The sequence below is a fragment of the Pseudomonas putida genome (genome assembly GCF_028682175.1).
In the GTDB taxonomy this organism is placed as follows: Bacteria; Pseudomonadota; Gammaproteobacteria; order Pseudomonadales; family Pseudomonadaceae; genus Aquipseudomonas; species Aquipseudomonas putida_AD.
On record NZ_JANHKS010000016.1, the window covers coordinates 73,920 to 100,730 of the forward strand.

24 protein-coding genes are annotated in these 26,811 nt (G+C 62.6%); 13 read left to right on the forward strand and 11 right to left on the reverse strand.

Translation table 11 applies throughout. The features are described 5' to 3' along the window. The 7 genes from NPS29_RS13800 to NPS29_RS13830 all read right to left on the reverse strand — a co-directional run bounded on the left by NPS29_RS13800 (position 1) and on the right by NPS29_RS13830 (position 10,322). Positions 1-888, reverse strand: a complete 888-nt coding sequence (locus tag NPS29_RS13800) for a triphosphoribosyl-dephospho-CoA synthase (protein ID WP_274133227.1) — start codon at positions 886-888, stop codon at positions 1-3. Further along, positions 888-2,558, reverse strand: coding sequence for a malonate decarboxylase subunit alpha (gene mdcA / locus NPS29_RS13805; protein ID WP_274133228.1), 1,671 nt, complete (start codon positions 2,556-2,558; stop codon positions 888-890). Before mdcA ends, NPS29_RS13800 begins: the two co-directional genes overlap by 1 nt. A gap of 108 nt (positions 2,559-2,666) precedes the next feature. After that, a complete protein-coding gene (locus tag NPS29_RS13810) occupies positions 2,667-3,818 on the reverse strand; it encodes a Fic family protein (protein WP_274133229.1) in 1,152 nt (383 codons plus the stop codon). A gap of 268 nt (positions 3,819-4,086) precedes the next feature. Beyond that, complete coding sequence (locus NPS29_RS13815; RefSeq protein WP_274133230.1) at positions 4,087-5,373, reverse strand: OprD family porin; 1,287 nt, start codon at positions 5,371-5,373, stop codon at positions 4,087-4,089. Between the two features lie 252 nt (positions 5,374-5,625). Next, on the reverse strand, positions 5,626-5,835 hold the full coding sequence (locus NPS29_RS13820) for a hypothetical protein (protein ID WP_274133231.1): 210 nt from the start codon (positions 5,833-5,835) through the stop codon (positions 5,626-5,628). Positions 5,836-6,012: 177 nt separating this feature from the next. Next, complete coding sequence (gene aguA / locus NPS29_RS13825; RefSeq protein ID WP_274133232.1) at positions 6,013-7,119, reverse strand: agmatine deiminase; 1,107 nt, start codon at positions 7,117-7,119, stop codon at positions 6,013-6,015. Between the two features lie 284 nt (positions 7,120-7,403). After that, positions 7,404-10,322 (reverse strand): aminotransferase, encoded by a 2,919-nt coding sequence (locus NPS29_RS13830; RefSeq protein WP_274133233.1) that lies wholly within the window; start codon positions 10,320-10,322, stop codon positions 7,404-7,406. A 279-nt stretch (positions 10,323-10,601) separates the two neighbouring features. On the opposite strand from NPS29_RS13830, the gene rfbB reads away from it, so the two are divergent. The 8 genes from rfbB to NPS29_RS13870 all read left to right on the forward strand — a co-directional run bounded on the left by rfbB (position 10,602) and on the right by NPS29_RS13870 (position 18,328). Then, entirely contained in the window at positions 10,602-11,681 is a 1,080-nt protein-coding gene (rfbB, locus tag NPS29_RS13835; protein WP_274133234.1) for a dTDP-glucose 4,6-dehydratase, read from the forward strand. Then, on the forward strand, positions 11,678-12,553 hold the full coding sequence (gene rfbA, locus NPS29_RS13840; protein WP_274133235.1) for a glucose-1-phosphate thymidylyltransferase RfbA: 876 nt from the start codon (positions 11,678-11,680) through the stop codon (positions 12,551-12,553). Before rfbB ends, rfbA begins: the two co-directional genes overlap by 4 nt. Then, positions 12,550-13,095, forward strand: coding sequence for a dTDP-4-dehydrorhamnose 3,5-epimerase (gene rfbC, locus NPS29_RS13845; RefSeq protein WP_274133236.1), 546 nt, complete (start codon positions 12,550-12,552; stop codon positions 13,093-13,095). Before rfbA ends, rfbC begins: the two co-directional genes overlap by 4 nt. Beyond that, positions 13,092-13,973 carry a dTDP-4-dehydrorhamnose reductase gene (rfbD, locus tag NPS29_RS13850; protein ID WP_274133237.1) on the forward strand — a complete coding sequence of 294 codons (882 nt, stop codon included), beginning with the start codon at positions 13,092-13,094 and terminating at the stop codon, positions 13,971-13,973. Before rfbC ends, rfbD begins: the two co-directional genes overlap by 4 nt. 170 nt (positions 13,974-14,143) lie before the next feature. Beyond that, a complete protein-coding gene (locus tag NPS29_RS13855; RefSeq protein WP_274133238.1) occupies positions 14,144-15,955 on the forward strand; it encodes a sensor histidine kinase in 1,812 nt (603 codons plus the stop codon). After that, positions 15,952-17,331: a sigma-54-dependent transcriptional regulator gene (locus tag NPS29_RS13860; RefSeq protein ID WP_274133239.1), complete on the forward strand. Its 1,380-nt coding sequence runs from the start codon at positions 15,952-15,954 to the stop codon at positions 17,329-17,331. The genes NPS29_RS13855 and NPS29_RS13860 overlap by 4 nt, the downstream gene beginning before the upstream one ends. Then, positions 17,318-17,782: a YiiD C-terminal domain-containing protein gene (locus NPS29_RS13865; RefSeq protein ID WP_274133240.1), complete on the forward strand. Its 465-nt coding sequence runs from the start codon at positions 17,318-17,320 to the stop codon at positions 17,780-17,782. Before NPS29_RS13860 ends, NPS29_RS13865 begins: the two co-directional genes overlap by 14 nt. 108 nt (positions 17,783-17,890) lie before the next feature. Next, the gene (locus NPS29_RS13870; protein WP_274133241.1) at positions 17,891-18,328 is read left to right on the forward strand and encodes a DUF2599 domain-containing protein; all 438 of its coding nucleotides are present in this window, start codon (positions 17,891-17,893) and stop codon (positions 18,326-18,328) included. Between the two features lie 8 nt (positions 18,329-18,336). On the opposite strand, the gene cysQ is transcribed toward NPS29_RS13870, so the two are convergent. Both cysQ and nudE read right to left on the reverse strand, forming a co-directional pair. After that, complete coding sequence (gene cysQ, locus NPS29_RS13875; RefSeq protein ID WP_274133242.1) at positions 18,337-19,194, reverse strand: 3'(2'),5'-bisphosphate nucleotidase CysQ; 858 nt, start codon at positions 19,192-19,194, stop codon at positions 18,337-18,339. Continuing rightward, entirely contained in the window at positions 19,191-19,757 is a 567-nt protein-coding gene (nudE, locus tag NPS29_RS13880) for an ADP compounds hydrolase NudE (RefSeq protein WP_274133243.1), read from the reverse strand. Before nudE ends, cysQ begins: the two co-directional genes overlap by 4 nt. Positions 19,758-19,854: 97 nt before the next feature. Here nudE and yrfG point away from each other — a divergent pair, with 97 nt between their 5' ends. Further along, positions 19,855-20,517: a GMP/IMP nucleotidase gene (gene yrfG, locus NPS29_RS13885; protein ID WP_274133244.1), complete on the forward strand. Its 663-nt coding sequence runs from the start codon at positions 19,855-19,857 to the stop codon at positions 20,515-20,517. A gap of 118 nt (positions 20,518-20,635) precedes the next feature. On the opposite strand, the gene lysM is transcribed toward yrfG, so the two are convergent. After that, on the reverse strand, positions 20,636-21,076 hold the full coding sequence (gene lysM, locus NPS29_RS13890) for a peptidoglycan-binding protein LysM (RefSeq protein WP_274133245.1): 441 nt from the start codon (positions 21,074-21,076) through the stop codon (positions 20,636-20,638). Positions 21,077-21,239: 163 nt separating this feature from the next. Between lysM and NPS29_RS13895 the strand changes: the two genes are divergently transcribed. The 4 genes from NPS29_RS13895 to NPS29_RS13910 all read left to right on the forward strand — a co-directional run bounded on the left by NPS29_RS13895 (position 21,240) and on the right by NPS29_RS13910 (position 26,228). Then, positions 21,240-22,127 (forward strand): LysR family transcriptional regulator, encoded by an 888-nt coding sequence (locus NPS29_RS13895; protein ID WP_274133247.1) that lies wholly within the window; start codon positions 21,240-21,242, stop codon positions 22,125-22,127. 95 nt (positions 22,128-22,222) lie between these two features. Continuing rightward, positions 22,223-23,062: a formate dehydrogenase accessory sulfurtransferase FdhD gene (gene fdhD / locus NPS29_RS13900; RefSeq protein WP_274133249.1), complete on the forward strand. Its 840-nt coding sequence runs from the start codon at positions 22,223-22,225 to the stop codon at positions 23,060-23,062. 2 nt (positions 23,063-23,064) lie between these two features. Beyond that, entirely contained in the window at positions 23,065-25,395 is a 2,331-nt protein-coding gene (locus tag NPS29_RS13905; protein ID WP_274133276.1) for an FdhF/YdeP family oxidoreductase, read from the forward strand. A 359-nt stretch (positions 25,396-25,754) separates the two neighbouring features. Then, on the forward strand, positions 25,755-26,228 hold the full coding sequence (locus NPS29_RS13910; protein WP_274133251.1) for a glycine zipper domain-containing protein: 474 nt from the start codon (positions 25,755-25,757) through the stop codon (positions 26,226-26,228). 59 nt (positions 26,229-26,287) lie between these two features. Here the strand turns inward: NPS29_RS13910 and NPS29_RS13915 are convergent, their stop codons facing one another. Then, entirely contained in the window at positions 26,288-26,719 is a 432-nt protein-coding gene (locus tag NPS29_RS13915) for an acyl-CoA thioesterase (protein ID WP_274133252.1), read from the reverse strand. Positions 26,720-26,811: the final 92 nt, after the last annotated feature.

Sequence of the window (26,811 nt, forward strand, 5' to 3'; positions counted from 1 at the left end):
TCAGACAGTCCTCGCGTCATTGCCGAGCGCAGGCTCCAGGCAATCGATGAACAGGGTGGCGGCGAGCAGGTCGGCGGCGCCACCGGGAGATGCGTTGAGGTCCAGCAGCTGCTGATCCAGCTCATGCAGGGCGCGGCGGCCGCTGAGGGTCGCGCTGCCACCGGCACTCAACACACGTTGGGCGCCGCTTTGCATGGCGTTCAGGCCTTGTTCGCCTGCGCGGTAAAGCACGCAGGTGTCCGACAGCGTGGTCATGATCGCCAGCAGCGCGTCGAGCCGGGCGTTCTGTTCGCCGTGGCCGGCCTTGCGGCTGCGCAGCAGTTGCGGCAGGGCCTGTTGTGTGACGGCGGGAAAGCCCATCTGCGCCTGCTCTTTGGCACCCATCGCGCCGTACTGGCGAGCGACTTGCGCGCCATGGCTGTTGCTGGCCGGTTGCTGACGATCTTCGATCAGCGCCAGGCAGGCGGCGCGCAGGCCGAGCCCGGCAGCTGACAGGTCCGCAGGGTCTAGCGCAGCAGCCGTCACCAGCAGCCCAAGGGCCCAGATCGCGCCGCGGTGGGTGTTTACGCAACCGGTGGTGCGCATCATCGCCGCTTCGCCCTCGCGACCGATGCGGCCAATCGCTTCGCGCAGTGGCTGGTTGATTTCGCCGATGTCGATGGCGACCTCGGCCATTTCCTTGAACGCAGGCCACAGGGACAGGGCCGAAGCGTGCATCAGGCCCAGGTGCAGGTCCTTGTGCGCGCCGCTGCTGCGACGGTCCACCAGCGCAGGTTTGGGCGAGAGGTCGGCCTCGTCGATCAGCGCGTCCACGGCAAGGTCCGCCAGCCGTTCAGCCAGGGGCAAGGCCCGAGGCGCTTGGGTAAAAGCCAGGTTGAATGCGCGCATCACCAGCTCCTGAATTTCGCGGGCGGGTTGTACAAGCCGCCGGACCATTCGACCAGTTCGGCGATGCTCTTGGCAGCGAGCAATTCACGGCTGGCGTCGGTGCGGCGAATCCCTAAGTCTTCGGGCAGCGCGATCAGCCCTTCGCGGCGCATGCGGGCGGTGTCCTTGGGGTTGTGGCGCAGGCCGATGGCGGTCACGCCCGCGACGGCGGCGATCATGGCCTGGCGCTCTTCCAGGCTGCGCGCCTTGTAGAGGTAGGCGATGCCTTCTTCGGTCAGCAGGTGGGTGACGTCGTCGCCGTAGACCATGATCGGCGCCAGCGGCATGCCGCTTTTCTTCGCCACGTCGATGGCGTCCAGGGTCTCGACGAAGGTGGGTTTGCCGCCTTCCTGGAAGGTTTCGACCATCTGCACCACGAGCTTTTTGCCGCGTTCCAGGTATGCATCGGTGTCCGGGTTTTGCTGGCGCATGTCCAGCCAGGCCGGCGTGCTGTGACGGCGGCCGCGAGGGTCATGGCCCATGTTTGGCGCGCCGCCGAAACCGGCCAGGCGCCCGCGAGTGACGGTGGACGAATGGCCGTCGCCGTCCACTTGCAGCGTGGCGCCGATGAACAGGTCCACGGCGTACTGACCGGCCAACTGGCACATCATGCGGTTGGAGCGCATCGAGCCATCGCGCCCGGTGAAGAACACGTCGGGCCGCGCCGCGATGTAGTTCTCCATGCCCAATTCGGTGCCGAAGCAATGCACGCTTTCCACCCAGCCGCTTTCGATGGCGGGGATGAGGGTCGGGTGCGGGTTGAGGGTCCAGTTGCGGCAGATCTTGCCCTTGAGTCCGAGGGATTCGCCGTAGGTCGGCAGGATCAGTTCGATGGCGGCGGTGTTGAAGCCGATGCCGTGGTTCAGCGACTGGACGTTGTGTTTCTCGTAGATGCCGCGGATCGCCATCATCGCCATCAGCACGTGGACCGGCTTGATGTGGCGCGGGTCGCGGGTGAACAGCGGTTCGATGTAGAAGGGTTTGTCGGCGACCACCACGAAGTCGACCCAGGAGGCCGGGATGTCCACCCGTGGCAGGTCGCTGACATCGTCTACCAGTTCGTTGACCTGGACAATGACGATGCCGTCGCTGAAGGCCGCAGGTTCGATGAGCGCGGGGGTGTCTTCGGTGCTGGCGCCGGTATAGATGTTACCGGCGCGGTCAGCCTTGAAGCCGGCGGACAGCACGACGTTGGGAATCAGGTCCACCAACAGCCGCGAATACAGCTCGATGTAGGTGTGAATCGCGCCGATTTCCAGCAGGCCGTCTTCCAGCAACTGGCTGATGCGCAGGCTTTGCGTACCGGCGAAAGAGAAATCGAGCTTGCGGGCGATGCCGCGTTCGAACAGGTCCAGGTGCTCGGCGCGGCCGACGCTGGGCATGATCATGTGCAGGTCATGGAGTTTGCCGGGATCGGCCTTGACCAGCGAACGGGAGAGGAAATCCGCCTGTTTCTGGTTGTTGCCTTCAAGCACCACGCGATCACCAGGCGCAATCAACGCCTCCAGGGCCGCGACGATCTTGTCGGTGGGCAGTACCACGCCATCGGCGAGGGAACGCACTTGCTCGAGCCGCCGCTGCTTCTCGCTGCGACGACGCGACCAGCGCGGGTCAAGTGTTGTTGTAGTCATGCTGACTCCACGGGGGTTCGCTGTCGTGGGTCACATTAGAAGGTCTGGGGGCGGGGTATCAATCAAGCTTGGGGTTCAATCGTTACTATCAGAGTAATGGTTGCCCCTTCACGCCGCTCCCCAATCGATCTGGTAGCGTGTGCTGCGCCCTCCTCCGGGAAGCCTCTCCAGGCAGCCCTTCTCCAGCAGATCGGACAGATGCCGGGTCGCCGTGGCCTTACTGACCTTCGCCACCGCCTGATACTGAGCCGCACTTATCCCGCCCTCGAATCCCGCGCCGGGTTTTTCGGACAGCAGATCGCCATTGAGCAGACGGTTGAGCACCTTGATCTGCTCGGCAGACAGGCCATCATCACGGTGGGCCTGCCAGAACCGCGCCTTGGCGAGCACCCGGTCCATGCGCTGCATGGCCTGCTCCAGCGTGCGCAGCAGGATCTGCAGAAACCACGCAAGCCAGGGCGTCAGATCAAGGCCGCCGCGCTGGGTATTTTCGAGTATCTGGTAGTAACCCTGACGGTTACTGAGGATGCTGGCTGACATCGCGTAGAAGCGAATGGCCTGGCTTTCGCCCTGGGCCAGCGCCAGATCGGTGATCGCGCGGGTCAGGCGGCCATTGCCGTCGTCGAACGGGTGCAGCGTGACGAACCAGAAATGCGCGATGCCCGCCCGAAGCAAAGGGTCCAGCGTCACGTCGACGGCGCTGGCGTTGAACCAGGAGAAGAAGTCATAAAGCTGTTTTTCCAGCCCTTCCCGGGGTGGCGCCTCGAAATGCACCACTGGCCGGTCCAGCCGCCCCGAGACCACCTGCATGGGCTCGTTGCCCCGTAGCATCCCGACCTGAACCCGCTTGGCCAGCAACGATTCGGTTTCCGGAAACAACAGGCGGTGCCAGTACATCAGCCGCTCGAAGGTCAATGGCGCCTGAAACTGCTGAGTGGCATCGAGCATCAACTCGGCCAGCCCTTCGCTGCGCGGAGTTACACCGTCATCAGCGGCGAGGCCCAGCCTTTTCGCCAGCGAGGAGCGGACGGAGCCGACATTCAGTTGCTCACCTTCGATGGCCGATGAGGTAATGACGTTCTGCAGAAGTGCATCGAGCTCGGTATGCACGGTGGCATCGCCGCCCGAGGCGCCGATCATTCCCAACAAACGGCCCTGCGCCTGGGTACACGCCCGCAATAAAGGCGCGAGCGGCTCGACATCCCAGTGGAAGGATGGCCAATTGCGGTGTTGCCAGATCCATTCGAGCGGTTGATTCACAGCGGGCCTCGTGAAGAAATGAGCCGAATAGGGGCTTTATTCGGCTCACACTATGAGCCGAATATGCGATTTATTCGGCTCATAGTCCAGTAGAGATGCGCCTGTGTGGTGGTGCATATGTATTCATCAGAGCTTCGTGCGCCCCTTCGCGCCAGCACAAGAAAAACGTCGCGCAGCCCCCACTGCACCAAACCCTACCCCCAAACAAAAACGCCCCGATCTCTCGACCGGGGCGTCTGCACAGCTTCAGCTCAACAGCCGTTCAACATCAGAAAACGTTGATCGGGTAGTCGATGAAGATGCGGGTTTCGTTACCCTGGCGGTTGTACTGGTCGGCGTTGTTGGACACGCGCAGGATGGAGTTGCGCAGGCGCACCGACAGGTCTTTGGCCGGGCCGCTCTGTACCACGTAGGTCAGCTGGCTGAACCACTCGCGCTCTTCACCACGGCCACGGTCGCTGCCGTCGTCGATGTTGTCGCCGCGTACGTAGGCGATCTTGTAGCTCAGGCCCGGGGTGACGACGCTGGACAGGTTTACGCCGTAACCCAGCTGCCAGGAGCGCTCGTCCTTGCCGTTGAAGTCGGACCAGTAGGAGTTGGCCAGGTAGATGGTGTTGCCGCCATCGCTGTAGCCGCCGTTGCTGCGATAGCCGCCGTAGTTGTAGCCGGTTTCGCCAGTGCTGCGCTGGTGCGCGATGGTGAACGAGTGGATGCCGGTGGCCCAGGTAGCGGCCAGGCTCCAGATCTTGTTGTCGCGTGCGTCGTCGGCAGCGATGTCCTTGTCCATCTTGGTCTTGTAGCCGTTGAAGTCCAGGGTCAGGGACTGATCCTGTGGCAAGGCGAAGACGTAGTTCAGGTTCAGGTACTGCTTCTTGAGCGTGTCTTCGTCGTCGGACGCATAGAACGCGCCGCTGAAGGCGTCGGTGAACTTGTAGCTGGCACCATAGACGTTGATGCTCTTCAGGTCGCCACTGTCGCGGCCCTCGGCGCTCTTGCGGGTCTGGGCGGTGAAGCGGCCGGCGACCAGGGTCAGGTCCTTGATCTCTTTGGAAGTGATCAGGGTACCGGTGTAGCTCTCAGGCAGCAGGCGAACGTTGTCGTAACTGAGCACCGGCAGCTCCGGCATCATGTCGCCGTATTTCAGCTCGGTGTTGGAGATGCGGAACTTGACCGCGCCGCCGAAGCGCGACAGGTCATCGGCAGGGTTGCCGCTGCTGTCCTGCTTGAAGAAGTCGATGCCACCGGCGCCGCTCTTGCCCTTGCCGCCGTCCAGACGCACAGCGTACAGGCCGAATGCATCGACACCCACACCTACGGTGCCCTGGGTGAAACCGGACGAATAGTTGGCCATGAATGCCTGGCCCCACTCGGCGCGGTCGGCGTTGTCTACGCCCGGGCCGCCGTGGTTCTTGTAGTCACGGTTGATGTAGGCGTTACGCAGGTTGACCTTCAGGCTGCTGTCTTCGACAAAGCCCTTGGAGTCCGCTTGCCCGTCTGCCATCGCGTGGGTGGCAGCCAGAATGCCCAGGGTGAGCAGGCCGATACGCTGTTTCATCTTGTTGTCCTTGTGTGCAGATTAATCGCGCGCTGTGGCAATACCCGGACAGGTAATCGCGTCTCTCGAGACCGATGACAGTCCCGAAAGCCCGCACGAAATCATCGCAGTGGACTACTGATGCACGTACATGGCGCTTGGCCACAGGCGGTGGAGGCGCGAATGCTATCCGCGGCATAGAAGGGTGTCAATTTGATGAAACCCAAACTGATAAACGGGTTCGCCTCTTCGTCATCCGAAGAGGCGTGTCCATCAGCTGTCGAGAATACCTACCAGCGCGTCGATTTCCGCGTCGTTCATCAACCCGTAGGGGTAACGCTGGATCAGCATAGTCCGGTATTCCTGCGCCTGACTCTGCGTTTTTGGAGCCTGGGTTATCCGTAACCAGTCCGCCATCATCTGCCGTGCTTCACTGCTCGCAGACAAACCTCGAGTCACTGATGACTCATGACCTGCGTTCATAGGGATAACCTCTTGTGTCTTGAGCCGCGAAATCTACGGTACTTTTGTTACAGACGAACGAATCAGGTAACCGTTTAAGTAACCTTCGGACACTTTTGTGTGGGTAAACGAGAAAACGCCACCCACAAAAAAGCCCGTCGTTCGACAGGCTTCGTTGCGAGCAAGAAGTGAACCAACTCAGGGGCGATGAGGCGCCGGCTGTTGCTGGGTCAGGCAGTGGATATTGCCGCCACCGAGCAGCAACTCACGGCCCGGCACCATGACCACTTCGTGTTCCGGGAACAGGCGCTGCAGGATCTGGCGCGCGGTTTCGTCCAGCGGGTCGTCGAAGCTCGGGGCGATGATGCCGCCGTTGACGATCAGGAAGTTCACATAGGAGCCGGCCAGACGCACCGACGGGTCGCGTTCCTGGCTGCCGTGCACCTGATCGACGCCAGCACACTCTTCCTCGGTGGCGAACAGCGGCCCCGGGATCGGCATCTTGTGCACGATGAACGGGCGCCCCTTGGCGTCCCGTGCGTTTTCCAGCACGGCCATGGCCGCCTGGCAGCGCGGGTAGTTGGGGTCTTGCGGATCGTCGGTCCAGGCCAGCAGGACTTCGCCCGGACGCACATAGCAGCAGAAGTTATCCACATGGCCATCGGTTTCGTCGTTGAACAGGCCATCCGGCAGCCAGATGACGGTGTCCACCGACAGGTGATCGCGCAGAACCGCTTCGATCTCTTCGCGGGACAGGTGCGGGTTGCGGTTGCGGTTGAGCAGGCACTCTTCGGTGGTGATCAGGGTGCCTTCGCCATCGACATGGATCGAGCCGCCTTCCAGCACGAAGCCTTCGGTGACGTAACGCGGGCAGCGTTCGATTTCCAGCACCTTGCTGGCCAGCGCCGAGTCCAGGTTCCATGGCGAATACAGGCCACCGTTGAAACCGCCCCAGGCGTTGAAATCCCAATCCACGCCACGCACTTCGCCCTGGTCGTTGATGACGAAGGTCGGGCCGGTGTCACGCACCCAGGCGTCGTCGTTGCTGATTTCGACCACACGAATGTTCGGCACGTCCAGGCGGGCGCGAGCGTTGTCGTATTGCGCAGCGGAGACGGCCACGGTCACAGGCTCGAAACGGGCAATGGCCTTGGCCACCGCGACGTGAGCGGACTGCACCGGCTTGCCGCCCAGGCGCCAGTTGTCCGGACGCTCAGGCCAGACCATCCAGGTCTGGGTCTGCGGTGCCCATTCGGCGGGCATGTAGAAACCATCGGCGCGCGGGGTGCTGTTGAGTGTGGTCATGTTTCAGGACTCCAGTTCGTCAGGGCCTGCGCTATGAACCAGCACGCCCGCTTCAGTTTGATCGCCAATCACCATAGCAGACACGCCATGACAATCTGGACGCCTTTATAGCCGATAAAAATCGGTTACAAAAGCCTGGCTTTACGGATGCCGCAAATAATCCCGACCAGAAACCGATATAAATCGATATTAAATACCCCCGTAGCAGCACGGCTTGCCGGCGGGAGCGATCTCAAGTACGCCCCCGCCGGCAAGCCGTGCTGCTACGGGCGAGAAAACCCGGGTTATCCCTCAAGCTCGCTCAGCACTTTCGAAACGTTATCGACGAAGAAATCCACACTGCGTCGGGTGGTGACCATCGGTGGCTTGATCTTGAGGATGTTCAGGTAATCCCCGGTGGGCTGCATGAAAATGCCCAGCTCGCGCAGACGGTCGCACAGGTAGGCGGTTTCTTCGGTGGCAGGCTCCAGGGTCTGGCGATTGCGCACCAGTTCCAGCCCCAGATAGAAGCCCGAGCCATGGGCCGCGCCCACCAGTGGGTGTTTATCGATCAGCGCGAGCAGCCGCTCTTTGAAATGGCCGCCAACCAATTGGGCGTTTTCCCACAGTTTCTCTTCCTCCATGACGTCCAGCACCGCCATGCCGATCCTGCAACTCACGGGGCTGCCGCCTGACGAGGAGAAGAAATAGCCCTCTGCCTCCAGCGCCTCGGCGATCTCGCGGCGGGTAATCACTGCGCCCAGCGGATGGCCGTTGCCCATGCCCTTGGCCATGGTAATGATGTCCGGTACCACGCCCTGCTCTTCGAAGCCCCAGAAGTAATACCCCAGGCGGCCATAACCGACCTGCACCTCGTCGGCGATGCACACCCCGCCCTGGTCCCGGACCTTCTGGTAGACCTGCTGCAAGTAGCCAGGCGGCAGGGAGATGCCGCCAGCGTTGCCATACACCGGTTCGCAGATGAAACCGGCCAGTTGCCGACCTTGCTCGGCCAGGCGCGCCAGATGGGCATCGACGCTTTGCAGGTAGAACGGCGTGCTGTCCGCGCCCCTCGCCTCACCCCGATACGTATTCGGCGCGACCACCGGATGCACCCAGTCAGGCCGGGTGCTGAGGGCTTGCGGGTTATCGGCGATGGAGGTCGAGATGGCGTCGGTGGCCACCGACCAGCCGTGATACGCCTCCAGCACACTCAGGACATCGCGCCCGCCGCTGTAGGCCCAGGCCAGGCGAATCGCCAGATCATTCGCCTCGGTGCCGCTGTTGACCAGAAACACCCGGTCCATGCCCTCAGGTGCGAGCTTGAGCAGGCGCTCGGAAAACTCGGCAATGGCCGCGTAGTGAAAGCGCGAGTTGGTGTTGAGCAGCGACCATTGTCTGGCCGCCACCTGCACCATGCGCGGGTGACCATGGCCGAGCACGGCCACGTTGTTGAGCATGTCCAGATAGGACCGGCCCTGCATGTCGATCAGATGATTGCGCCAGCCACGTTCGATCTGCGGTGGCGCCTGGTAATAGTGCTTCTGCGAACGGGCGAAGCTGGCATCGCGGCGCGCCAGCAAGTCGGCAGCGTTTTCAGCGCCGGGGGCGTCGCAATCGAACCCCAGCAGCGCCTTGGGCGACGGGCACAAGGCCTGCCATGCCGCTGCCCGGGAAGGCGTGGTGAACAACGGCGGGCTGACGTCCGGTTCGCTGCACAGCTGCACGATCAGCGAGCCGCCGCCCTGCCCGATCACATCGCCAGCGGCAAACTGCACGCCTGAATCGAAGTCCGAACGCACGCCCCACAGGCGCAGGTTCATGTCGCTGCCGACCAGCACCAGCGCTCCATCGGCGGTATGCCGCAAGGCCCCGTGAAAAGGTGCGTGCACTGCAATGCCATAGGGAATGACCAGTTCGACATGCAGGGCGAAAGTGTCCGGTTCGCGGGCGCTGTCAGGCAACGTCCGGGACAACCGGTATTCACCGTAGCGGCTGGCCGCCAGCCCGTGGGCCCGGGCGGCGTCCTTGAGCAGTTGCTCGTCGATCCCGCTCTGCTCCCAGTTGCCCGCCTCGAAATGCTCGCTGAGCACGCCCAGGTCCACAGAGGTAAAGGCCTGGCCATTCAAACCGGGCAGCAGCGGCGCGAAGGAATGCTCCTCGCCAGCAGTGTCCAGTTGGCCCACTGCATTGAAGATCGCCGCCTCCATCAGCGCCATCGGCACGGAGGTCGCGACGTCGAAGATGTTCCACTCGCTGGCCAGGTTCGCCTGGATATAGGCATTGTCCGGCTCGATGCTGGCCTGCTGCTCGCTGCTGAGCACCAGCACCGCCGAGCGCGCGACGATCAGCGGCCACAGGGCCTGCAACTCCTGGGGCTGCAACGGGTTGATCGCGTGATAGGCCCGGATCGCCGACAGGATATAGAGCGGATCGCCCTGGGCATGGTGCAGCAGCGCGGCGCAGGTCACCGACAGATCGGCGATGCGCCAGGTGCTGACCAGATCGCCAAAATCGATCAGGCCCTGCAATTGCCACATATGATGGGCATCACGTTCCCAGACCACGTTGTATTCGGTGATGTCCATGTGGATCGCCTGTATCGGCAACCCCGCAACCAGCGGCACCAGACGGGCATGGGCCTGTTCAGCGGCCTGGGCGATGCAGGCTCGCTTGTCGGCGTCCTCGATGACCGGCAGCAGGTGCCTGACCAGCGCGCTGGCGTGGCGCGGGTCCCACTGCAGGATGCGCTCGAGCCCGGGATGCCGGAAGTCGGTCAGCGCGACATCGACCCGCGCGCACAACTGCGCCAGCCCCGCCACCACTGGCTGGCTCAGATGCTCGACGTGAGCCAGCGACTGCCCTTCGATGAACTCCAGCAGGCGCACATGCACCGCGTGGCCTTCCACCTCGATCGACAGCAGGTCCTGGCCGTTGAGGGCGGTGATCACCTGCGGTACGCGAATGCCCGGCACATCGGCCAGATGGAGCAGGGCCGCATGTTGCGCAGCCAGCTCGGTGGTCGAGTAATCGCCATGGCAGATCTTCAATACGAAGCGCCGGCCTTCACCGCCATCAACCCGAAAGTTGCGATCCTGATGGCTGCCCAGCTCCCTGAGCGCGCCCGTCAGCCCGTAATGCGTCGAGAGCAATCGGGCTGCCTGATCGGTGCTGATGTCCGGGCAAGGCAGGCTGGATCGACGAATCAGAGTGGCGAGCGGCATGGCAGGGATCCGTTGGGCAGGAAGGGATGAGCAATATCGCCAGTAGACGTGTATATAGGCAAGCCCGGCCGAACGGTCATAAAGAAAATCCCGAAACGATCGATAGATAGCGCATCCGTTACACTGATGAAACACTTGCGGCGGTTTTATGACGCTTACAGCGCTCGGCAATCAATTAATTTCATGGCCTGCGGGCCGATTGTGCCTTGCGCGCGTCACCGCAGCACCACAAGCTATGCTTCGTTATCTTGACGTCCATCCAGGGAAGAAGGTTTGGCTATGCGAATACTTGTCACCGGTGGCGCCGGTTTTATCGGTTCGGCGCTGATCCGCCATTTGATCAACAACACCGACCATGAAGTACTGAATCTCGACAAACTGACGTACGCAGGCAACCTCGAATCGCTGCAAAGTATCGTCACTAATACACGTTACGAGTTCGTGCAGTTGGACATCGTCGACCAGTCCGCCGTGAGCGCCGTTCTGGAGCGCTTCAAGCCGGACGCGATCATGCACCTGGCGGCTGAATCCCACGTAGACCGTTCCATCGACGGTCCGTCGGCGTTCATCCAGACCAACATCGTCGGCACCTACAGCCTGCTGGAAGCCACCCGTGCCTATTGGCAGGGCCTTGGGGATGCCGAGCGCGCGGCTTTCCGTTTCCACCACATCTCCACCGATGAGGTGTACGGCGACCTGCACGGCGTGGACGACCTGTTCACCGAAACCACGCCCTATGCGCCCAGCTCGCCCTACTCGGCCAGCAAGGCGGCTTCGGACCATCTGGTTCGCGCCTGGCAGCGCACTTACGGCCTGCCGGTGGTGGTCACCAACTGCTCGAACAACTACGGGCCGTTCCACTTCCCGGAAAAACTCATTCCGCTGGTGATCCTCAACGCCCTGGCCGGCAAACCGCTGCCGGTGTATGGCAACGGGTTGCAAGTGCGTGACTGGCTGTTCGTCGAGGACCATGCGCGTGCATTGTTCAAGGTCGTGACCGAAGGCAAGGTCGGCGAAACCTACAACATTGGCGGGCACAACGAGCAGAAGAACATCGACGTGGTGCGCGGCATCTGCGCCCTGCTCGAAGAGCTCGCCCCGGAACAGCGCAAGGGTGTGGCCAACTACGCCGACCTGATTACCTACGTCACCGACCGCCCCGGCCACGACATGCGTTACGCCATCGACGCCAGCAAGATCGAGCGCGAGCTTGGCTGGACCCCCGAAGAAACCTTCGAGTCGGGCCTGCGCAAGACCGTGCAGTGGTACCTGGACAATCTGGAATGGTGCCGCAACGTTCAGGACGGCAGCTATCAGGGCGAACGCCTCGGCACTCACGTAAAGGATCTGATCGCATGACCAAAGGAATCGTACTGGCCGGTGGCTCCGGCACGCGCCTGCACCCGATCACGCTCGGGGTTTCCAAGCAGTTGCTGCCGATCTACGACAAACCGATGATCTACTACCCGATCTCGGTCCTGATGCTGGCCGGCATCCAGGAGATCCTCGTCATCTCCACCCCGCAGGACTTGCCGCAATACCGCGCCCTGCTCGGTGACGGCAGCCAGTTCGGCGTGCATTTCCATTATGCCGAACAGCCCAAGCCAGACGGCTTGGCCCAGGCGTTCCTGATCGGTGAAGAGTTCATCGGCGACGATTCGGTCTGCCTGATCCTGGGCGACAACATCTTCCACGGCCAGCACTTCAGCGACCAGCTCAAGCGCGCTGCGGAGCACAAGTCCGGTGCCACGGTGTTCGGCTACTGGGTCAAGGACCCGGAGCGCTTCGGCGTGATCGACTTCGACGAGCAAGGCCATGCGCTGTCCATCGAAGAGAAGCCCAAGGCGCCCAAGTCCAGCTACGCGGTGACGGGCCTGTATTTCTACGACAACGACGTGATACAGATCGCCAAGGACGTCAAACCGTCCCCTCGTGGCGAACTGGAAATCACCGACGTCAACAACGCCTACCTCAAGCGCGGTAATTTGCGCGTCGAGCGCTTTGGCCGTGGTTTCGCCTGGCTCGACACCGGCACCCACGACAGCCTGCTCGACGCCTCGCAATACGTGCAAGTGGTCGAGCATCGCCAGGGCCTCAAGGTTGCGTGCCTGGAAGAGATCGCCTACCAGAACGGCTGGATCGACCGGGCCCACCTGCTCAAGCGGGCGGATTATTTTGGTAAAACCGGCTACGGCCAGTACCTGTTCAAAATCGCAGGGGAAAGTCAGTGAACGTCATCGCGAGTGAGTTGCCAGATGTCCTCATCATCGAACCCAAGGTGTTCGGTGACGAGCGTGGATTCTTCTACGAAAGCTTCAATGCCGCGGCGTTTGCCGAGGCAACGGGCGTCAGCGCCCATTTCGTGCAAGACAACCATTCGCGCTCGCAAAAAAACGTCCTGCGCGGGCTGCATTATCAGATCGAGCACGCGCAGGGCAAGCTGGTCCGGGTGACGGCAGGCAGCGTGCTGGATATCGCGGTCGATATCCGGCGCAGCTCGCCGAACTTCGGCAAGTGGGTCGCCCTTGAGCTGTCGGCGCAGAACGCCCGGCAGGTGTGGATCCCGCCAGGATTCGCCCACGGCTTCGTGGTCCTGAGCGAGCATGCCGAATTTCTCTACAAGACCACCGATTACTACACCCCGTCGGCCGAGCGCTGCATTCGCTGGGACGATCCGGACCTTGCCATCGACTGGCAACTGACTGACGCACCCAAGCTGTCAGCCAAGGACCAGGTGGGCAAGCGCCTGACCGACGCGGATCTGTTCCCATGAGCCATGCCCTGCGAATCCTGATCGTAGGGCAACACGGCCAGGTGTCCCAGGCGTTGCAACACAGCCTCAAAGACCTGGGCGAACTGATCGTGCCGGGGCGTGAGCGTCTGGACCTGAGCCAGCCCGAATCGATTCGTGCGCTGGTGCGTGACATCAAGCCGGACGTCATCATCAACGCAGCGGCGCACACGGCGGTGGATCAGGCCGAGAGCGAGCCTGAACTGGCCTTCGCGATCAACGCCACTTCACCCGGCGTGCTTGCCGAAGAAGCGGCCGCGTTGGGCATTCCGTTCATTCACTACTCCACCGATTACGTGTTCGATGGCAGCAAGGACGGTGCCTGGACCGAGTCCGACGTACCCAACCCACTGGGCGTCTACGGCCTCAGCAAGCTGGCGGGCGAACAGGCCGTCGAACAGGCAGGCGGTCAGTACCTGATTCTGCGCACCAGTTGGGTGTATTCCCTGACCGGGCGCAACTTCCTGCTGACCATGCAACGGTTGCTGCAGGAGCGCGAGAAGCTGACCGTCGTCGCCGACCAGATTGGCGCGCCGACCTGGGCCGGCACCATCGCCCACAGCACCCGCGAACTGGTCGAGCGCTGGCGCGATGGCAAGCCGGGCGCCTGGGGTGTCTATCACCTGACCAACAGTGGCGAAACGTCCTGGTTCGGCTTTGCCCAGGCCATCGGCCAGCAACTGGTAAAGGCCGGCAAGCCCTGCGCGACCCTTGAGCCCATTCCTTCCAGCGCCTACCCGACCCCGGCGGCGCGCCCGCTCAACTCGCGCCTGGACTGCACCCGGCTGCAACGGGAGTGGGGCGTCAGCCAGCCCGACTGGCATGACGCAATGCTGGAGTGCTTAGCACACCAGCCGTAGGCATAATGCGAGTGATATCGAGCCTACACCGCGAGTAGTCTATTGCGACCGCTGCGCGCTCGTTCGCGGATAAATCCGCTCCCACAGGCGAGACACGATTCGCTGTGGGAGCGGATTCATCCGCGAGACATCAGTGCAGGCACCACATACACCAGCAGTGTACGCATACAATGACTCGCACCTCTCTCCCGCCCCGCCCGCGCTGGCGCAGCCTGGCGTTACTGGCTCTGTTGCTGGCCCCCCTGCTGTGGCCGCTGGAGCGTCTGGCCGAGCATTACTACCGCAACGAACTGCTGAGCCAGAATCGCCAGACCCTGGATCTGTACGTCGCCAACCTGCTCGGCACCCTGCATCGCTACGAAGTGCTGCCGCAGATTCTCGGTGACCTGCCGGGCCTGCGCGCCATGCTCGCCAATCCGCAGGACGCCGCGACCCAGGCCCGTGCAAATCAGCTCTTGATGAACACCGCCAGCCAGACCGGCGCGGAGGTCATCTACCTGATGGCCCCCAATGGCGACACCCTGGCCGCCTCCAACTGGGACAAGCGCGACAGCTTCGTGGGCCGCAACTTCGCGTTCCGCCCTTACTTCAGCAATGCCATGGCCGGCAAGCTGGGGCGCTTCTTCGGGCTGGGCACCACGTCGGCCAAACGCGGTTACTTCTTCGCCGCCGCCGTGCGCGATGGCAATACCGTGATCGGCGTGCTGGTGGTCAAGGTCGATCTGGACCTGACCGAAACACTCTGGGGCAAGACGCCGGAACAACTCTTGGTCACCGACCACAACGGCGTGGTGATCCTGACCTCCAACCCCAACTGGCGCTTCCGCGCGACCCGGCCCCTGAGCGAAGAAGAAAAGCAGGCCATCGTGGCCATCCAGCCCTACCCGACCCGCGATCCACGGCCGTTGCAACTGGACGAGGATGGCTGGCTGACGCAAACCCAGCAGATCGACGAAACCGGCTGGAGCGTGAACATTCTCGCGCCCAAGGTGCTGGTATCACGCCCGGTACGCACGGTGGTGACCATCGGTGGCGGCACGTTGCTGGTGCTGATGTTGCTGCTGGGCATCATGATGCAGCGCCGTCGCCACTATCTGGACCGCATCAACATCGAAGGCAAGGCGCGTCGCGAACTGGAAGTGCGGGTGACCGAACGCACCGCCGACCTGGAAGGCCTCAACCGGCGCCTGCGTCAGGAAGTGCTGGAGCGCGAACATGCGCAACAGGAGTTGTTTCGCGCCCAGGATGAACTGGTGCAGGCCGGCAAGCTCTCGGCGCTGGGCACCATGTCGGCCAGCATCAGCCATGAACTCAACCAGCCACTGGCGGCCATTCGCAGTTACGCGGAAAACGCCGAGGTGCTGCTCGATCATCAACGCACCGACGACGCCCGTGGCAACCTCAAGCTCATCAGCGAACTGACCGGGCGCATGGCCTCGATCATCGCCCACCTGCGCGCCTTCGCCCGCCGCGACCGTCATGCGCCAGAAAGCGTGGCCCTGCAGCCGGCGCTGGACGATGCACTGTCGCTGCTCGCCAAACGCCGCCGGGCGATGGACGTCGAGCTGATCCGCGACCTGCCCGATGCGACCCTGTGGGTGCAGGCCGGCGAGACACGCCTGCGTCAGGTGCTGGGCAACCTGCTGGCCAATGCGCTGGACGCGCTGACCGAAAAAGGTCCGCCGCGCAAACTGTGGATCAGTGCCGAACACAGCGCCGAGGGCGTCAACCTGTACATTCGCGATAACGGGCCGGGCTTTTCCAGAGAAGCGCTGGAACACGCTCGCGAACCTTTTTTCACCACCAAGACCAGCACCCAGGGGCTGGGCCTGGGCCTTGCGATCTGCGATACGCTGATGCGCGCCCTGGGCGGTGAGTTGCTGTTCGCCAACCACCCCGAAGGCGGCGCGCTGTTGACGCTGCGCATGCGTACGGCTGCATCGGGCGTCAGTCTTCAACCGCCGGAGGATCTATCTGCATGACCACGGACACCGCCATCGACAGCCGGATACAGGTCGTGCTGATCGACGACGACCCGCACCTGCGCCAGGCCCTGAGCCAGACGCTGGATCTGGCTGGCTTGAAAATCCTGCCGCTGAGCGACGCCAAGGGTTTGCAGGGGCGCATCGAGCGCGACTGGCCGGGGGTGATCGTCAGCGATATCCGCATGCCGGGCATCGACGGGCTCGAACTGCTCAACCAGTTGCACGCCCAGGATCCGGAGCTTCCGGTGCTGCTGATCACCGGCCACGGTGACGTCCCGCTGGCCGTGCAGGCGATGCGCGCCGGTGCTTATGACTTTCTGGAAAAACCCTTCGCCAGCGACGCCCTGCTCGACAGCGTGCGCCGTGCCTTGGCGTTGCGCCGACTGGTGCTGGACAACCGCAGCCTGCGTCTGGAACTGAGCGATCGCCAGCAACTGAGCACACGTCTGGTGGGCCTTTCGGCACCGATGCAACGTCTTCGCGACCAGATCGGCGCCCTGGCGGCAACCAAGGCCGACGTGTTGATTCTGGGTGAAACCGGCGCGGGCAAGGAAGTCGTCGCCCGCGCCCTGCATGACTTGTCCAGCCGCCGCGCCGGGCCGTTCGTGGCGATCAACGCAGGCGCCCTGGCGGAATCGGTGGTGGAGAGCGAATTGTTCGGCCACGAGCCCGGCGCGTTCACCGGTGCGCAGAAGCGGCGCATCGGAAAGTTCGAGTTCGCCAACGGCGGCACGCTGTTTCTCGACGAGATCGAGAGCATGAGCATGGATGTGCAGGTCAAGCTGTTGCGTCTGTTGCAGGAGCGCGTGGTCGAGCGCCTGGGTGGCAACCAGCAGATCCCGCTGGACATCCGCGTCATCGCCGCCACCAAGGAAGACCTGCGCCATGCGGCCGATCAGGGCCGTTTCCGCGCCGACTTGTATTACCGGCTCAACGTCGCGCCGCTGCGCATCCCGCCCCTGCGCGAACGGGGCGAGGATCCGCTGGTGCTGTTCCAGCACTTCGCCGACGCCGCCAGCCTGCGTCACGGCATGCCGCGCCATGAACTGCAACCGGGTCACCGCTCGATGCTGCTGCGCCACAACTGGCCGGGCAACGTGCGCGAACTGCAGAACGCCGCCGAACGCTTCGCCCTGGGCCTTGAGCTGGAACTCGAAGGTGCATCCGCTACCGCGCTGCCGTCGTCGAGCGGCGGCCTGAGCGAGCAGGTCGAAGGTTTCGAACGCGCCCTGATCGCCGCCGAACTGGCCCGCCCCCACAGCTCGGTCCGCAGTCTGGCCGAAGCCCTGGGCGTGCCGCGCAAGACCCTGCACGACAAGCTGCGCAAGCACGGCCTGAACTTCAGCGGCGGAGGCTCCGATGACAACGAATGATCTGCTCGCTCAATTGCTCCAGAGCGTGCTTCATCAGGACATTCCCTTGACCCGCGACATGGGCGTGGAGGTCATCAGTTGGCAAGATCACCAACTGCGTCTGCATTTGCCACTGGCGCAGAACATCAATCACAAGAGCACGCTGTTCGGCGGAAGCCTGTACTGCGGCGCGGTGCTGGCGGGCTGGGGCTGGCTGTACCTGCGGCTCAAGGAAGCCGGGATCGACGACGGACACATCGTGATTCAGGACGGGCAGATTCAGTACCCGCTGCCGGTCAAGCGCGACGGTGTCGCCATCTGCGACGCCCCCGATGACGCCAGCTGGGACAAATTCCTGAAAATGTACCAACGCCGCGGCATGGCCCGGCTGGCGCTCAAGACGCGGATCGTTGCCGAGGGTTCGGATGAGCCGGCGGTGGAATTCGTCGGGCAGTACGTGCTGCACAAGTGAGCGGATCGCGATAACCCCTATCGCGACACGATCTAATGTCGCTGGAACCTGCAACTAACCTTGGATTCGGGAGTTGGAATCGGATTTGTCAGGGAAGAGGTCTGCGCCATGGGGATCGGGAAAGCCATTCTGTTTTGTTCAGCACTTGTTTTCGTCAGCGCCAATGCCAGCAGCGATGACCAGCCACAGGCCAACGCTGCGGCAACTCCACGCTTCGACTTCGTTACCCCTGCCTGTGACAGGTATTTCCTGTCGGCCATCTGGCGATTCGACACAGGCCCCAAGCTCTGGTCACTGAGCCTGGTCCCCACCCCTTGCACCCGAAGCCTTCGGGGCCAGCGAACGTCGACGGGGTTGGCCATCGACGAGGTCATCAGGGACCAGTCAGGCAATGTCCATTGGCTGGAAGGCAATAACACGCGCGGTATGCGCGATCAGATCATTTGCCACCTGGACAAATTGACCACGAAAGACACATGGAACGTCGAACCAGGGCGGCCCGACGTCGGCTATGAGGAAACGGTGAAACGCGACTGCAATCCTTGACCGGCCAATCAATGATCGCCTGGGTCGGCACTGGCGAGCTGGATCAACGCATCGCGCCACGACGCCTGCGCCGGCAATGCCAGGAAGTACCCGTTGAGCAGGGACTCACGGGCCGGATAATCGAACGTCTCGCCTCCCAGATCCAGCACCACGCCGCCCGCGCCTTCCAGCACGCCCTGCGCCGCTGCGGTGTCCCACTGCGAAGTGGGTGCAAGACGCGGATAACAATCGGCTGACCCTTCGGCCAGCAGGCAGAACTTGAGCGAGCTGCCGATGTTGGCCAGCGCAAGCTCGCCCACCGCCACTGACAGACCTGCCAGCAGTTTTTCCTGTGCCGGGCTGGAATGGCGACGACTGGCGACCACCGTGAACGACTCCCCAACACCAGGCCGGGTGCGCACAGAGATCGGCTCAAGGTGCGCTGCATCTTCGCTGCGCCACGCCCCCAGCCCGGCGCCACCGAAGTAGCATCGGTTGTTGGTGGGCATCGAAACGACGCCGAACACCACGCGCCCGTTCTCGATCAGCGCGACGTTGACGGTGAATTCCTCGCTGCCGGAAATGAATTCCTTGGTGCCGTCCAGCGGATCGACCAGCCACCAGCGCTGCCACTGGCTGCGCTCGCTCAAGGGGATATTGGCGTCTTCTTCGGAAAGGATATGGATGCTCGGATCGAGCGCTTTCAAGCCCGCCACCAGCAGTTCATGGGCCGCCAGGTCCGCCGCCGTCACGGGTGAGTCATCGGGCTTGGCCGTCACTTCCACACCCGAGCGCCAGAACGGCAGGATGACTTCGCCAGCGCGGCGACACAGCTCGACGACCGGCGCCAGCAGCGGATGGGGCAGTTGGGCGAAGGCATCGGTCATGGCTGGAAGGCTCCACGCTGGGTCAGCAGGTCACGGGCCAGGTACAGCGCCGCGAGCGCCCGGCCTTCGGAAAATTGCGGGTGCTGAGCGAGGCTCGCCAGCTCGCGCAGGTTGATCTTGTCCACACGCATGGGCTCGGGCTCGTCGCCCAGCAGGCGCTCTTCATACAGATCGGTGGCCAGCACCACCTGAATCTTCTGGCTCATGTAGCCGGGCGACAGCGACAGTTCGGTGAGGTGTTCCAGTTGCCGCGCGCCATAGCCGGCTTCTTCCTTGAGTTCGCGGTTGGCGGCTGCCAGCACGTCTTCGCCAGGCTCCACCAGCCCCTTGGGCAAGGACAGCTCGTACTCGTCGGTGCCGCCGCAGTATTCCTCGACCAGCACCGCATGTTCGGCATCGAGCATCGCCACGATCATCACTGCGCCGTATCCGTTGCCACGCCCGACCAGACGCTCGTAAACGCGCTCGACGCCGTTGGAGAAACGCAGCTGCACTTCCTCGACGCGGAACAGGCGGCTGCTGGCGACGATTTCGCGAGCGAGTACGGTGGGTTTCTGGCGCATGGCGGGCTCCTTGGTGTAGACGGGGTACTATACAGCGGCTTTTGCGAATGTTTGCGTCGCAAAGCCTGCGTGATTCATTCATTACCGAGGGACCCCAATGCCTTCCTTGCCCTGGCCCGATATCGACACCGTCCTGCTGGATATGGACGGGACCTTGCTGGACCTGCATTTCGACAATCACTTCTGGCTGGAATACCTGCCCCAGCGCTACGCCGATCTGCACGGAATCAGCCTGAGCATGGCCATGCTGGAACTGATGCCGCTGTTCGAAAAGAATGCCGGGACCCTCAACTGGTACTGCACCGACTTCTGGAGTGCCGAGCTCAAGCTGTCGGTCAAGGACCTGAAGGTCGAAGTCGCGCACCTGATCGCCCTGCGCCCGGACGCGGAGACCTTTCTGGCCGCGATCCAGAAGGCCGGCAAGCGCGTGATCATGATTACCAATGCCCACCGTGATTCGCTGTCACTGAAAATGGAGCGCCTGCAACTGGCGCCCTACTTCGAACGCTTGATCAGCTCCCACGACTACGGCTTTCCCAAGGAAAACCCGCAGTTCTGGGACGCGCTGCACGCTGACATCGGCTTCGATCCGGCGCGCAGCCTGTTCATCGACGATACCTTGCCGATCCTGCGCAGCGCCGGGCGTTATGGCATCCGGCACCTGCTCGCGGTGCGCGAGCCAGACAGCCGCAAGGGGCCCAAGGACACCGAGGAGTTTGCGGCGGTGGAGGATTACCGGGAGTTGATGCGGGGGTTGTAAGCTTTACGCCCCGTAGCAGCACGGCTTGCCGGCGGGTCGGTCTGTCTGTGCCATATATTTCGCCTGACACACCGCTCCCGCCGGCAAGCCGTGCTGCTACGGATACAACCTTTGCAGGCTACTCAGGAATCCGCAAAACCTGCCCCGGATAAATCTTGTTCACATCCTTGAGCATCGGCTTGTTGGCCTCGAAAATCTTCTGATACTTGTTCGGGTCACCGTACACACGTTTGGAAATGGCACTGAGCGTATCGCCCTTCTCCACCGTCACGAACCTCGCCGGTGCGGCCGCCGGGCCGGTCACCGTGATCTGATCTTCAACGCTGCCAACGCCTGCGATATTGCCCGCCGCCAGAATGATCTTTTCCTTCTCTTCCTGGCTGGCGACCTCGCCCGTGAGCGTTACCTTGTCGCCCTCCACGGTTGCCGTGATATTCGGATTACCCAGACCAACCTCTGAAATATGCTTCTTCAGGACTTCGTCAGCATTGGCGTTTCCCGGGGTCAGCGCATCGAGGATCTTTTCGCCCGCTTCCTTCAGAAAACTGAAAATGCTCATGATGTTTCTCCCTGCATTTATTGATGTCCGAATTCCAACCATAGCCCCATCCTGCCGGCTGCCTGCTGCATCCGACCAATGACCCCTTACACATTCGCCACCCCATCGGGCGGCCCTGCACGTTAGAATCCCTCCGGCCAGCCCTTTGCCTTGCGGAGTGACAATGGATATCAAGCAGCTGAAGTTCCTGATCGCCCTGGACGAAACCCGTCATTTCGGGCAGGCGGCTGCGCGTTGCCACATCACCCAGCCCACCCTCTCCATGCGCCTTCGCAGCCTGGAAGAAGAGCTGGACCTGCCGCTGGTCAACCGTGGGCAACGGTTCGAGGGCTTCACCGCTCCGGGCGAACGCGTACTGGCCTGGGCGCGCACGGTGCTGGCGGCCTATGACGGCTTGCAGGCCGAAGCGGCGGCCTGTCGCGGCAATCTCGTCGGTACACTGCGCCTGGGCGTGGTGCCGCTGTCGAACTTCGACCCGCTGCCCTTGCTGCAACGCATGCATGCCGCACACCCGCACATGCGCTTCGAGCTGTCGTCGTTGAGTTCCGAGCAGATGCTCGACCAATTGGCCAGCAACCGGCTGGACCTGGGCGTCTCGTACCTGGACCGGCTGGACACCGAGCGTTTCGAATCGCTGGAGCTGGCCGAGACCCGCATGGGGCTGATGTACGATCCGCGCCACTTCAGCTTTGGCGACGCGCCGCTGAGCTGGGAAAGCCTGATCGAACTGCCGCTGGGCATGCTCACCAGCGGGATGCACTTTCGCCAGTCCATCGACCACAACTTCCACAGCCGCGGCCTGCAACCCCAGCCGCTGATCCAGACCGACGCCGTGCATCAATTGTTGCAAGCCGTGAACGAGGGCTTCTGCTGCGCGATCATGCCGCTGGACGGCGGGCTGGAAAACCTGGCCGATCACCTGCGTCTGCAACCGATCGAACAGGCCACCACCCTGGCGCGCCTGGGCTTGATCATGCGCCGCTCGGCACCCCGCTCGGCATTGGCTGAAGCCTGCTTTGGCCTGTATCACAAAATGACCGAGCCATCTTGATCGACGTCATCTATCAAGACATCAGTACTAGCGATTAGACGTCATACCACCGGTGGAATATGCTTAAGGCCTTCATACACTGCCGGTCATCCCCCATGCCTCCCAAGAAAACGGTAGGCACGGCGCCCGCAAAATCACTGCCCGCGCCTGCCGCAAGTCAGTCCTACAGCTTCTCGAATCTGGAAGGTGACGCCAGCGAGCCGAACCTGCTCGCTGAGGAAGTGGCGCTGGCGATTGCCTACAACGGCATCAGCCAGGCAGTGATGCTGGTCACCCCGACTGATCTTGAAGACTTCATCGTCGGGTTCAGCATTGGCAGCGGGATCATCGAGTCGCCTGACGAGATCTACGACATCAAGCTCGGCGGTTGCGGTTCTGCGCAAACGGCCGAGGTCGAGATCGCCAGCCGCGCCTTCTGGAACCTCAAGACCCAGCGTCGGCAGCTGGCGGGGACCAGCGGCTGCGGGCTGTGCGGCGTGGAAGCGGTGGAGCAGGCATTGCCTGAGCTGAACGTGCTGCCCGGCGCCCCGCTGCCGCCAGCCGAATGGCTCACGGGCCTGCGTGAACGTATGAACGAGTTTCAGCCGCTGGGCGCGTATTGCGGTGCCGTCCATGCGGCTATTTTTATGAACGACCAAGGCGAAATGCTGATGGGCCGGGAAGACATCGGCCGGCACAACGCCCTGGACAAACTGATCGGCGCCCTGATCCGCCAGAACATCCCCAGCACCGGGGGCCTGGCCATCGTCACCAGCCGTTGCAGCCTTGAACTGATCCAGAAAGTCTTGCGTGCCGGGATCCAGACCCTGGTCAGCCTGTCATCGCCCACCGGGCTGGCAGTGCAGTGGGCCCGCCGTCACAACCTCAACCTCATTCATCTGCCCAAACACAGCGCCCCTAGGGTCTTCAGCCCTGCCTTGGAGAGTAAAGCGTGAGCATGCACAAACAAGCCGACAAGACCCCGATCCCGCGCTACAAGCCTTACAAAGGCCCGGCTGGCGGATGGGGCGCGTTGATCAGCGTCAGTAAAGCTTGGCTCACCAGCGACAACGCGCTGAAAAACCTGCGCATGATGCTCAAGACCAACCAGAACGGCGGCTTCGACTGCCCGGGTTGCGCATGGGGTGACTCGCCTGAAAGCGGCATGGTCAAGTTCTGTGAAAACGGCGCCAAGGCGGTCAACTGGGAGGCCACCAAGCGCCGCGTCGACCCGTCCTTCTTCGCCCGCTACAGCGTCAGCGCCTTGCTGGAACAGAGTGACTACTGGCTCGAATATCAGGGCCGCCTGACCGAGCCTATGGTCTACGACGCCGAAACCGATCGTTACAAGCCCATCGCCTGGGACGACGCTTTCGCCCTGATCGCCAAACACTTGAACAATCTGCCAAGCCCGAACATGGCCGAGTTCTACACCTCGGGTCGGGCCAGCAACGAAGCGGCGTACCTGTATCAACTGTTCGTGCGCGCCTATGGCACCAACAACTTCCCCGACTGCTCGAACATGTGCCACGAAGCCAGTGGCGTTGCGCTGTCGCAGAGCGTTGGCGTCGGCAAAGGCACCGTGACTTTCGACGACTTCGAACACTCGGACGCGATTTTCGTCTTCGGCCAGAACCCGGGCACCAACCATCCGCGCATGCTCGAACCGCTGCGCGAAGCAGTCCAGCGCGGCGCTCAGGTGGTGTGCATCAACCCGCTCAAGGAGCGCGGTCTTGAGCGCTTCCAGCATCCACAGCATCCGCTGGAAATGCTCAGCAACGGTTCGGAACCGACCAACACTGCCTTCTTCCGCCCATCGCTGGGTGGCGACATGGCGATGCTGCGCGGCATGGCCAAGTTCCTGCTGCAATGGGAACGCGAAGCCCAGGCCACCAATGGGCCTGCGGTGTTCGACCACGCCTTCCTCAACGAGCACACCCACGGCGTGCTGGACTACCTGGCCGTGGTCGACGACACCTCCTGGGAGTTCATCGTCGAGCAGTCGGGGCTGTCGCTGCAAGACATCGAGCTGGCGGCGCGCATGTACGCCAAGAGCAAGAACGTCATCATGTGCTGGGCGATGGGCCTGACGCAGCATCGCCATTCGGTGCCGACCATCCAGGAAGTCGCCAACCTGATGCTGCTGCGCGGCAACATCGGCAAGCCTGGCGCTGGCCTGTGCCCGGTGCGTGGCCACAGTAACGTTCAGGGCGACCGCACCATGGGCATCAACGAGCGCCCACCGGCGTTCTTCCTCGATGCCCTGGAAAAACGCTTTCAGTTCAAGGTGCCGCGCGAGAACGGCCACAACGTGGTCGAGGCCATCCATGCGATGCTCGAAGGCCGCTCCAAAGTCTTCATCGCCCTGGGCGGCAACTTCGCCCAGGCCACGCCAGACAGCAACCGCACCTTCGAAGCACTGCGCAACTGCGACCTGACCGTGCAAATCAGCACCAAGCTCAACCGCAGCCACCTGACCCACGGCAAGGAAGCGCTGATCCTGCCGTGCTTCGGCCGCACCGACATCGACATGCAGGCCGAAGGCCCGCAAGCGGTCACCGTGGAAGATTCCTTCAGCATGGTTCACGCCTCCAACGGCCAGCTCAAGCCGCTGTCGCGCCACATGCGCTCGGAGCCTGCGATCCTGGCCGGTATCGCCAACGCGACCCTGGGCAAGCAGCCGGTGGACTGGCTGTGGCTGGTGGAAGATTACGACCGCATCCGCGACCTGATCGCCGACACCATTCCGGCGTTCCAGAACTTCAACGAGAAGATCAAGAATCCGGGCGGCTTCTACCTGGGCAGCACCGCCGGTTCGCGCAAATGGAACACGCCAAGCGCACGGGCCACCTTCAAGTCCAACCAGTTGCCGCAGGATCTGCTGCACGAAAGCATTCGCGCCAAGGGCATCGTGCCGGACCTGATCATGCAGTCGATGCGCTCCCACGATCAGTACAACACCACCATCTACGGCCTGGACGACCGTTATCGCGGGGTGAAGGGCATGCGTGACGTGATGTTCCTCAACGAAGCCGACATCATCCGCCTGGGCTTCGTGCCCGGCCAGAAAGCCGACATCGTGTCGATCTGGGGCGATGACATCGAGCGCCGGGTCAAGGGCTTCACCCTGTTGCCGTTCGATATCCCTGCCGGCCAGGCTGCTGCCTACTACCCGGAAGTGAACCCGCTGGTGCCGCTGGAAAGCATTGGCGAAGGCAGCCATACGCCGACGTCGAAGTTCGTGGCGATCAAGCTGGAGCGGCATAGCGAAACGGCGCGAATCATCTAACGCCGAACGCCATTCCTTGTAGGAGCGCGCTTGCCCGCGACAGCGGTGTGTCATGACCGAATCCGGTGCGGACACGCCGCCGTCGCGGGCAAGCGCGCTCCCACAGGTCAGTCACTCATCCGCATGACTCTGTGTATCCCGCCCTGTACATTTGAATTCCTTTCGCCCACAAAAAAGGCCCGAATCGCATGATTCAGGCCTGTGTGAAGTAGTCTATGACCGGGCAAAATAGATTAAGTTCCCGATCAAAAACAATAACTTAGATATTTGTATACAAGTCGTGTTACTCGTCGGAATTCGATTGTGACATTTTCTTCATGATTGCAGGATCGCGTCGTCATCCCTACGAGCACACATACATGAAGTATTCCTCGATTCTGTTGTTGTCCCTCTCGCTGGCCACTGGTTTCGCCTCGGCTGGCGATAACCTGAACGCCGGTGTGGGCGGCGCATTGGGTGGGGTACTGGGTTCGGTTGTCGGCCAGCAGATCGGCGGCAGCACTGGCTCCGCCATCGGCGCAGGCCTGGGCGGCGCTGCAGGTGGCGCAGTGGGCGCCAACCGCCACAACCGTGCCGAAGCTGCCATTGGCGGTGGCCTGGGCGCTGCGGGCGGCAACGTGATCGGCCGCAGCGTCGGTGGCAGCACCGGCAGCCTGATCGGCGCAGCAGCCGGCGGCGGCGCCGGTGGCGCACTGGGTAACTACATGGGCGAGCAGAGCCGTCGTGACGACGACAACCGCCGTGGCTATCGTGGTGACCGTCGTTACTACGACCACGACCGCGGCCACCGTCACCACGACCACGGTCGTCATCGCGGCTGGCGTCATCGCTGATCCGCAAAGCAGCTATCGCACATGACCACCGGCCGCCGACTACGCGGCCGGTTGTCGTTTCAGACCGTCAGATGTTCCAGCGCCTGACGCATTTCTGCAGGAATGGCCACCGGCTGGTTCGACTGGCGATCCACGAACACATGCACGAAGCGCCCGGCCGCACAGGCCTCCTCTTCTCCCGCCCTGAAAATCGCCAGCTCGTATTGCACTGAACTGTTGCCCAGCTTGCCCACCCGCAGACCGACCTCGATCAGGTCCGGGTAGGCAATCGAGGCAAAGTAGTCACACGCCGAACTGACCACGAATCCCACCACGCTCCCCTCGTGAATATCCAGCCCGCCGCGCTCGATCAGGTAGCTGTTCACGGTGCTGTCGAAGAAGCTGTAGTACGTCACGTTGTTCACATGGCCGTAGATGTCGTTGTCATGCCAACGTGTGGTGACGGGCTGGAAGTGGCGGTAGTCGGTGCGTTGCGGGGTCTGGCTCATCATGCATCCCTCTGTGATTGCTCAAGGCCGTGACACAAATGTCGATCAGGATACATTCCTCACACAACTTCGATACCGGGCACTAGCAAAACAAC

Excerpts from the sequence above, each read along its gene's own strand:
- NPS29_RS13800 (WP_274133227.1), bottom strand. The coding sequence starts at position 888 with ATGCGCGCATTCAACCTGGCTTTTACCCAAGCGCCTCGGGCCTTGCCC.
- mdcA (WP_274133228.1), bottom strand. The coding sequence starts at position 2,558 with ATGACTACAACAACACTTGACCCGCGCTGGTCGCGTCGTCGCAGCGAG.
- NPS29_RS13815 (WP_274133230.1), bottom strand. The coding sequence starts at position 5,373 with ATGAAACAGCGTATCGGCCTGCTCACCCTGGGCATTCTGGCTGCCACC.
- NPS29_RS13820 (WP_274133231.1), bottom strand. The coding sequence starts at position 5,835 with ATGAACGCAGGTCATGAGTCATCAGTGACTCGAGGTTTGTCTGCGAGC.
- aguA (WP_274133232.1), bottom strand. The coding sequence starts at position 7,119 with ATGACCACACTCAACAGCACCCCGCGCGCCGATGGTTTCTACATGCCC.
- NPS29_RS13830 (WP_274133233.1), bottom strand. The coding sequence starts at position 10,322 with ATGCCGCTCGCCACTCTGATTCGTCGATCCAGCCTGCCTTGCCCGGAC.
- rfbB (WP_274133234.1), top strand. The coding sequence starts at position 10,602 with ATGCGAATACTTGTCACCGGTGGCGCCGGTTTTATCGGTTCGGCGCTG.
- rfbA (WP_274133235.1), top strand. The coding sequence starts at position 11,678 with ATGACCAAAGGAATCGTACTGGCCGGTGGCTCCGGCACGCGCCTGCAC.
- rfbD (WP_274133237.1), top strand. The coding sequence starts at position 13,092 with ATGAGCCATGCCCTGCGAATCCTGATCGTAGGGCAACACGGCCAGGTG.
- NPS29_RS13855 (WP_274133238.1), top strand. The coding sequence starts at position 14,144 with ATGACTCGCACCTCTCTCCCGCCCCGCCCGCGCTGGCGCAGCCTGGCG.
- NPS29_RS13860 (WP_274133239.1), top strand. The coding sequence starts at position 15,952 with ATGACCACGGACACCGCCATCGACAGCCGGATACAGGTCGTGCTGATC.
- NPS29_RS13865 (WP_274133240.1), top strand. The coding sequence starts at position 17,318 with ATGACAACGAATGATCTGCTCGCTCAATTGCTCCAGAGCGTGCTTCAT.
- NPS29_RS13870 (WP_274133241.1), top strand. The coding sequence starts at position 17,891 with ATGGGGATCGGGAAAGCCATTCTGTTTTGTTCAGCACTTGTTTTCGTC.
- cysQ (WP_274133242.1), bottom strand. The coding sequence starts at position 19,194 with ATGACCGATGCCTTCGCCCAACTGCCCCATCCGCTGCTGGCGCCGGTC.
- nudE (WP_274133243.1), bottom strand. The coding sequence starts at position 19,757 with ATGCGCCAGAAACCCACCGTACTCGCTCGCGAAATCGTCGCCAGCAGC.
- yrfG (WP_274133244.1), top strand. The coding sequence starts at position 19,855 with ATGCCTTCCTTGCCCTGGCCCGATATCGACACCGTCCTGCTGGATATG.
- lysM (WP_274133245.1), bottom strand. The coding sequence starts at position 21,076 with ATGAGCATTTTCAGTTTTCTGAAGGAAGCGGGCGAAAAGATCCTCGAT.
- NPS29_RS13895 (WP_274133247.1), top strand. The coding sequence starts at position 21,240 with ATGGATATCAAGCAGCTGAAGTTCCTGATCGCCCTGGACGAAACCCGT.
- fdhD (WP_274133249.1), top strand. The coding sequence starts at position 22,223 with ATGCCTCCCAAGAAAACGGTAGGCACGGCGCCCGCAAAATCACTGCCC.
- NPS29_RS13905 (WP_274133276.1), top strand. The coding sequence starts at position 23,065 with ATGCACAAACAAGCCGACAAGACCCCGATCCCGCGCTACAAGCCTTAC.
- NPS29_RS13910 (WP_274133251.1), top strand. The coding sequence starts at position 25,755 with ATGAAGTATTCCTCGATTCTGTTGTTGTCCCTCTCGCTGGCCACTGGT.
- NPS29_RS13915 (WP_274133252.1), bottom strand. The coding sequence starts at position 26,719 with ATGATGAGCCAGACCCCGCAACGCACCGACTACCGCCACTTCCAGCCC.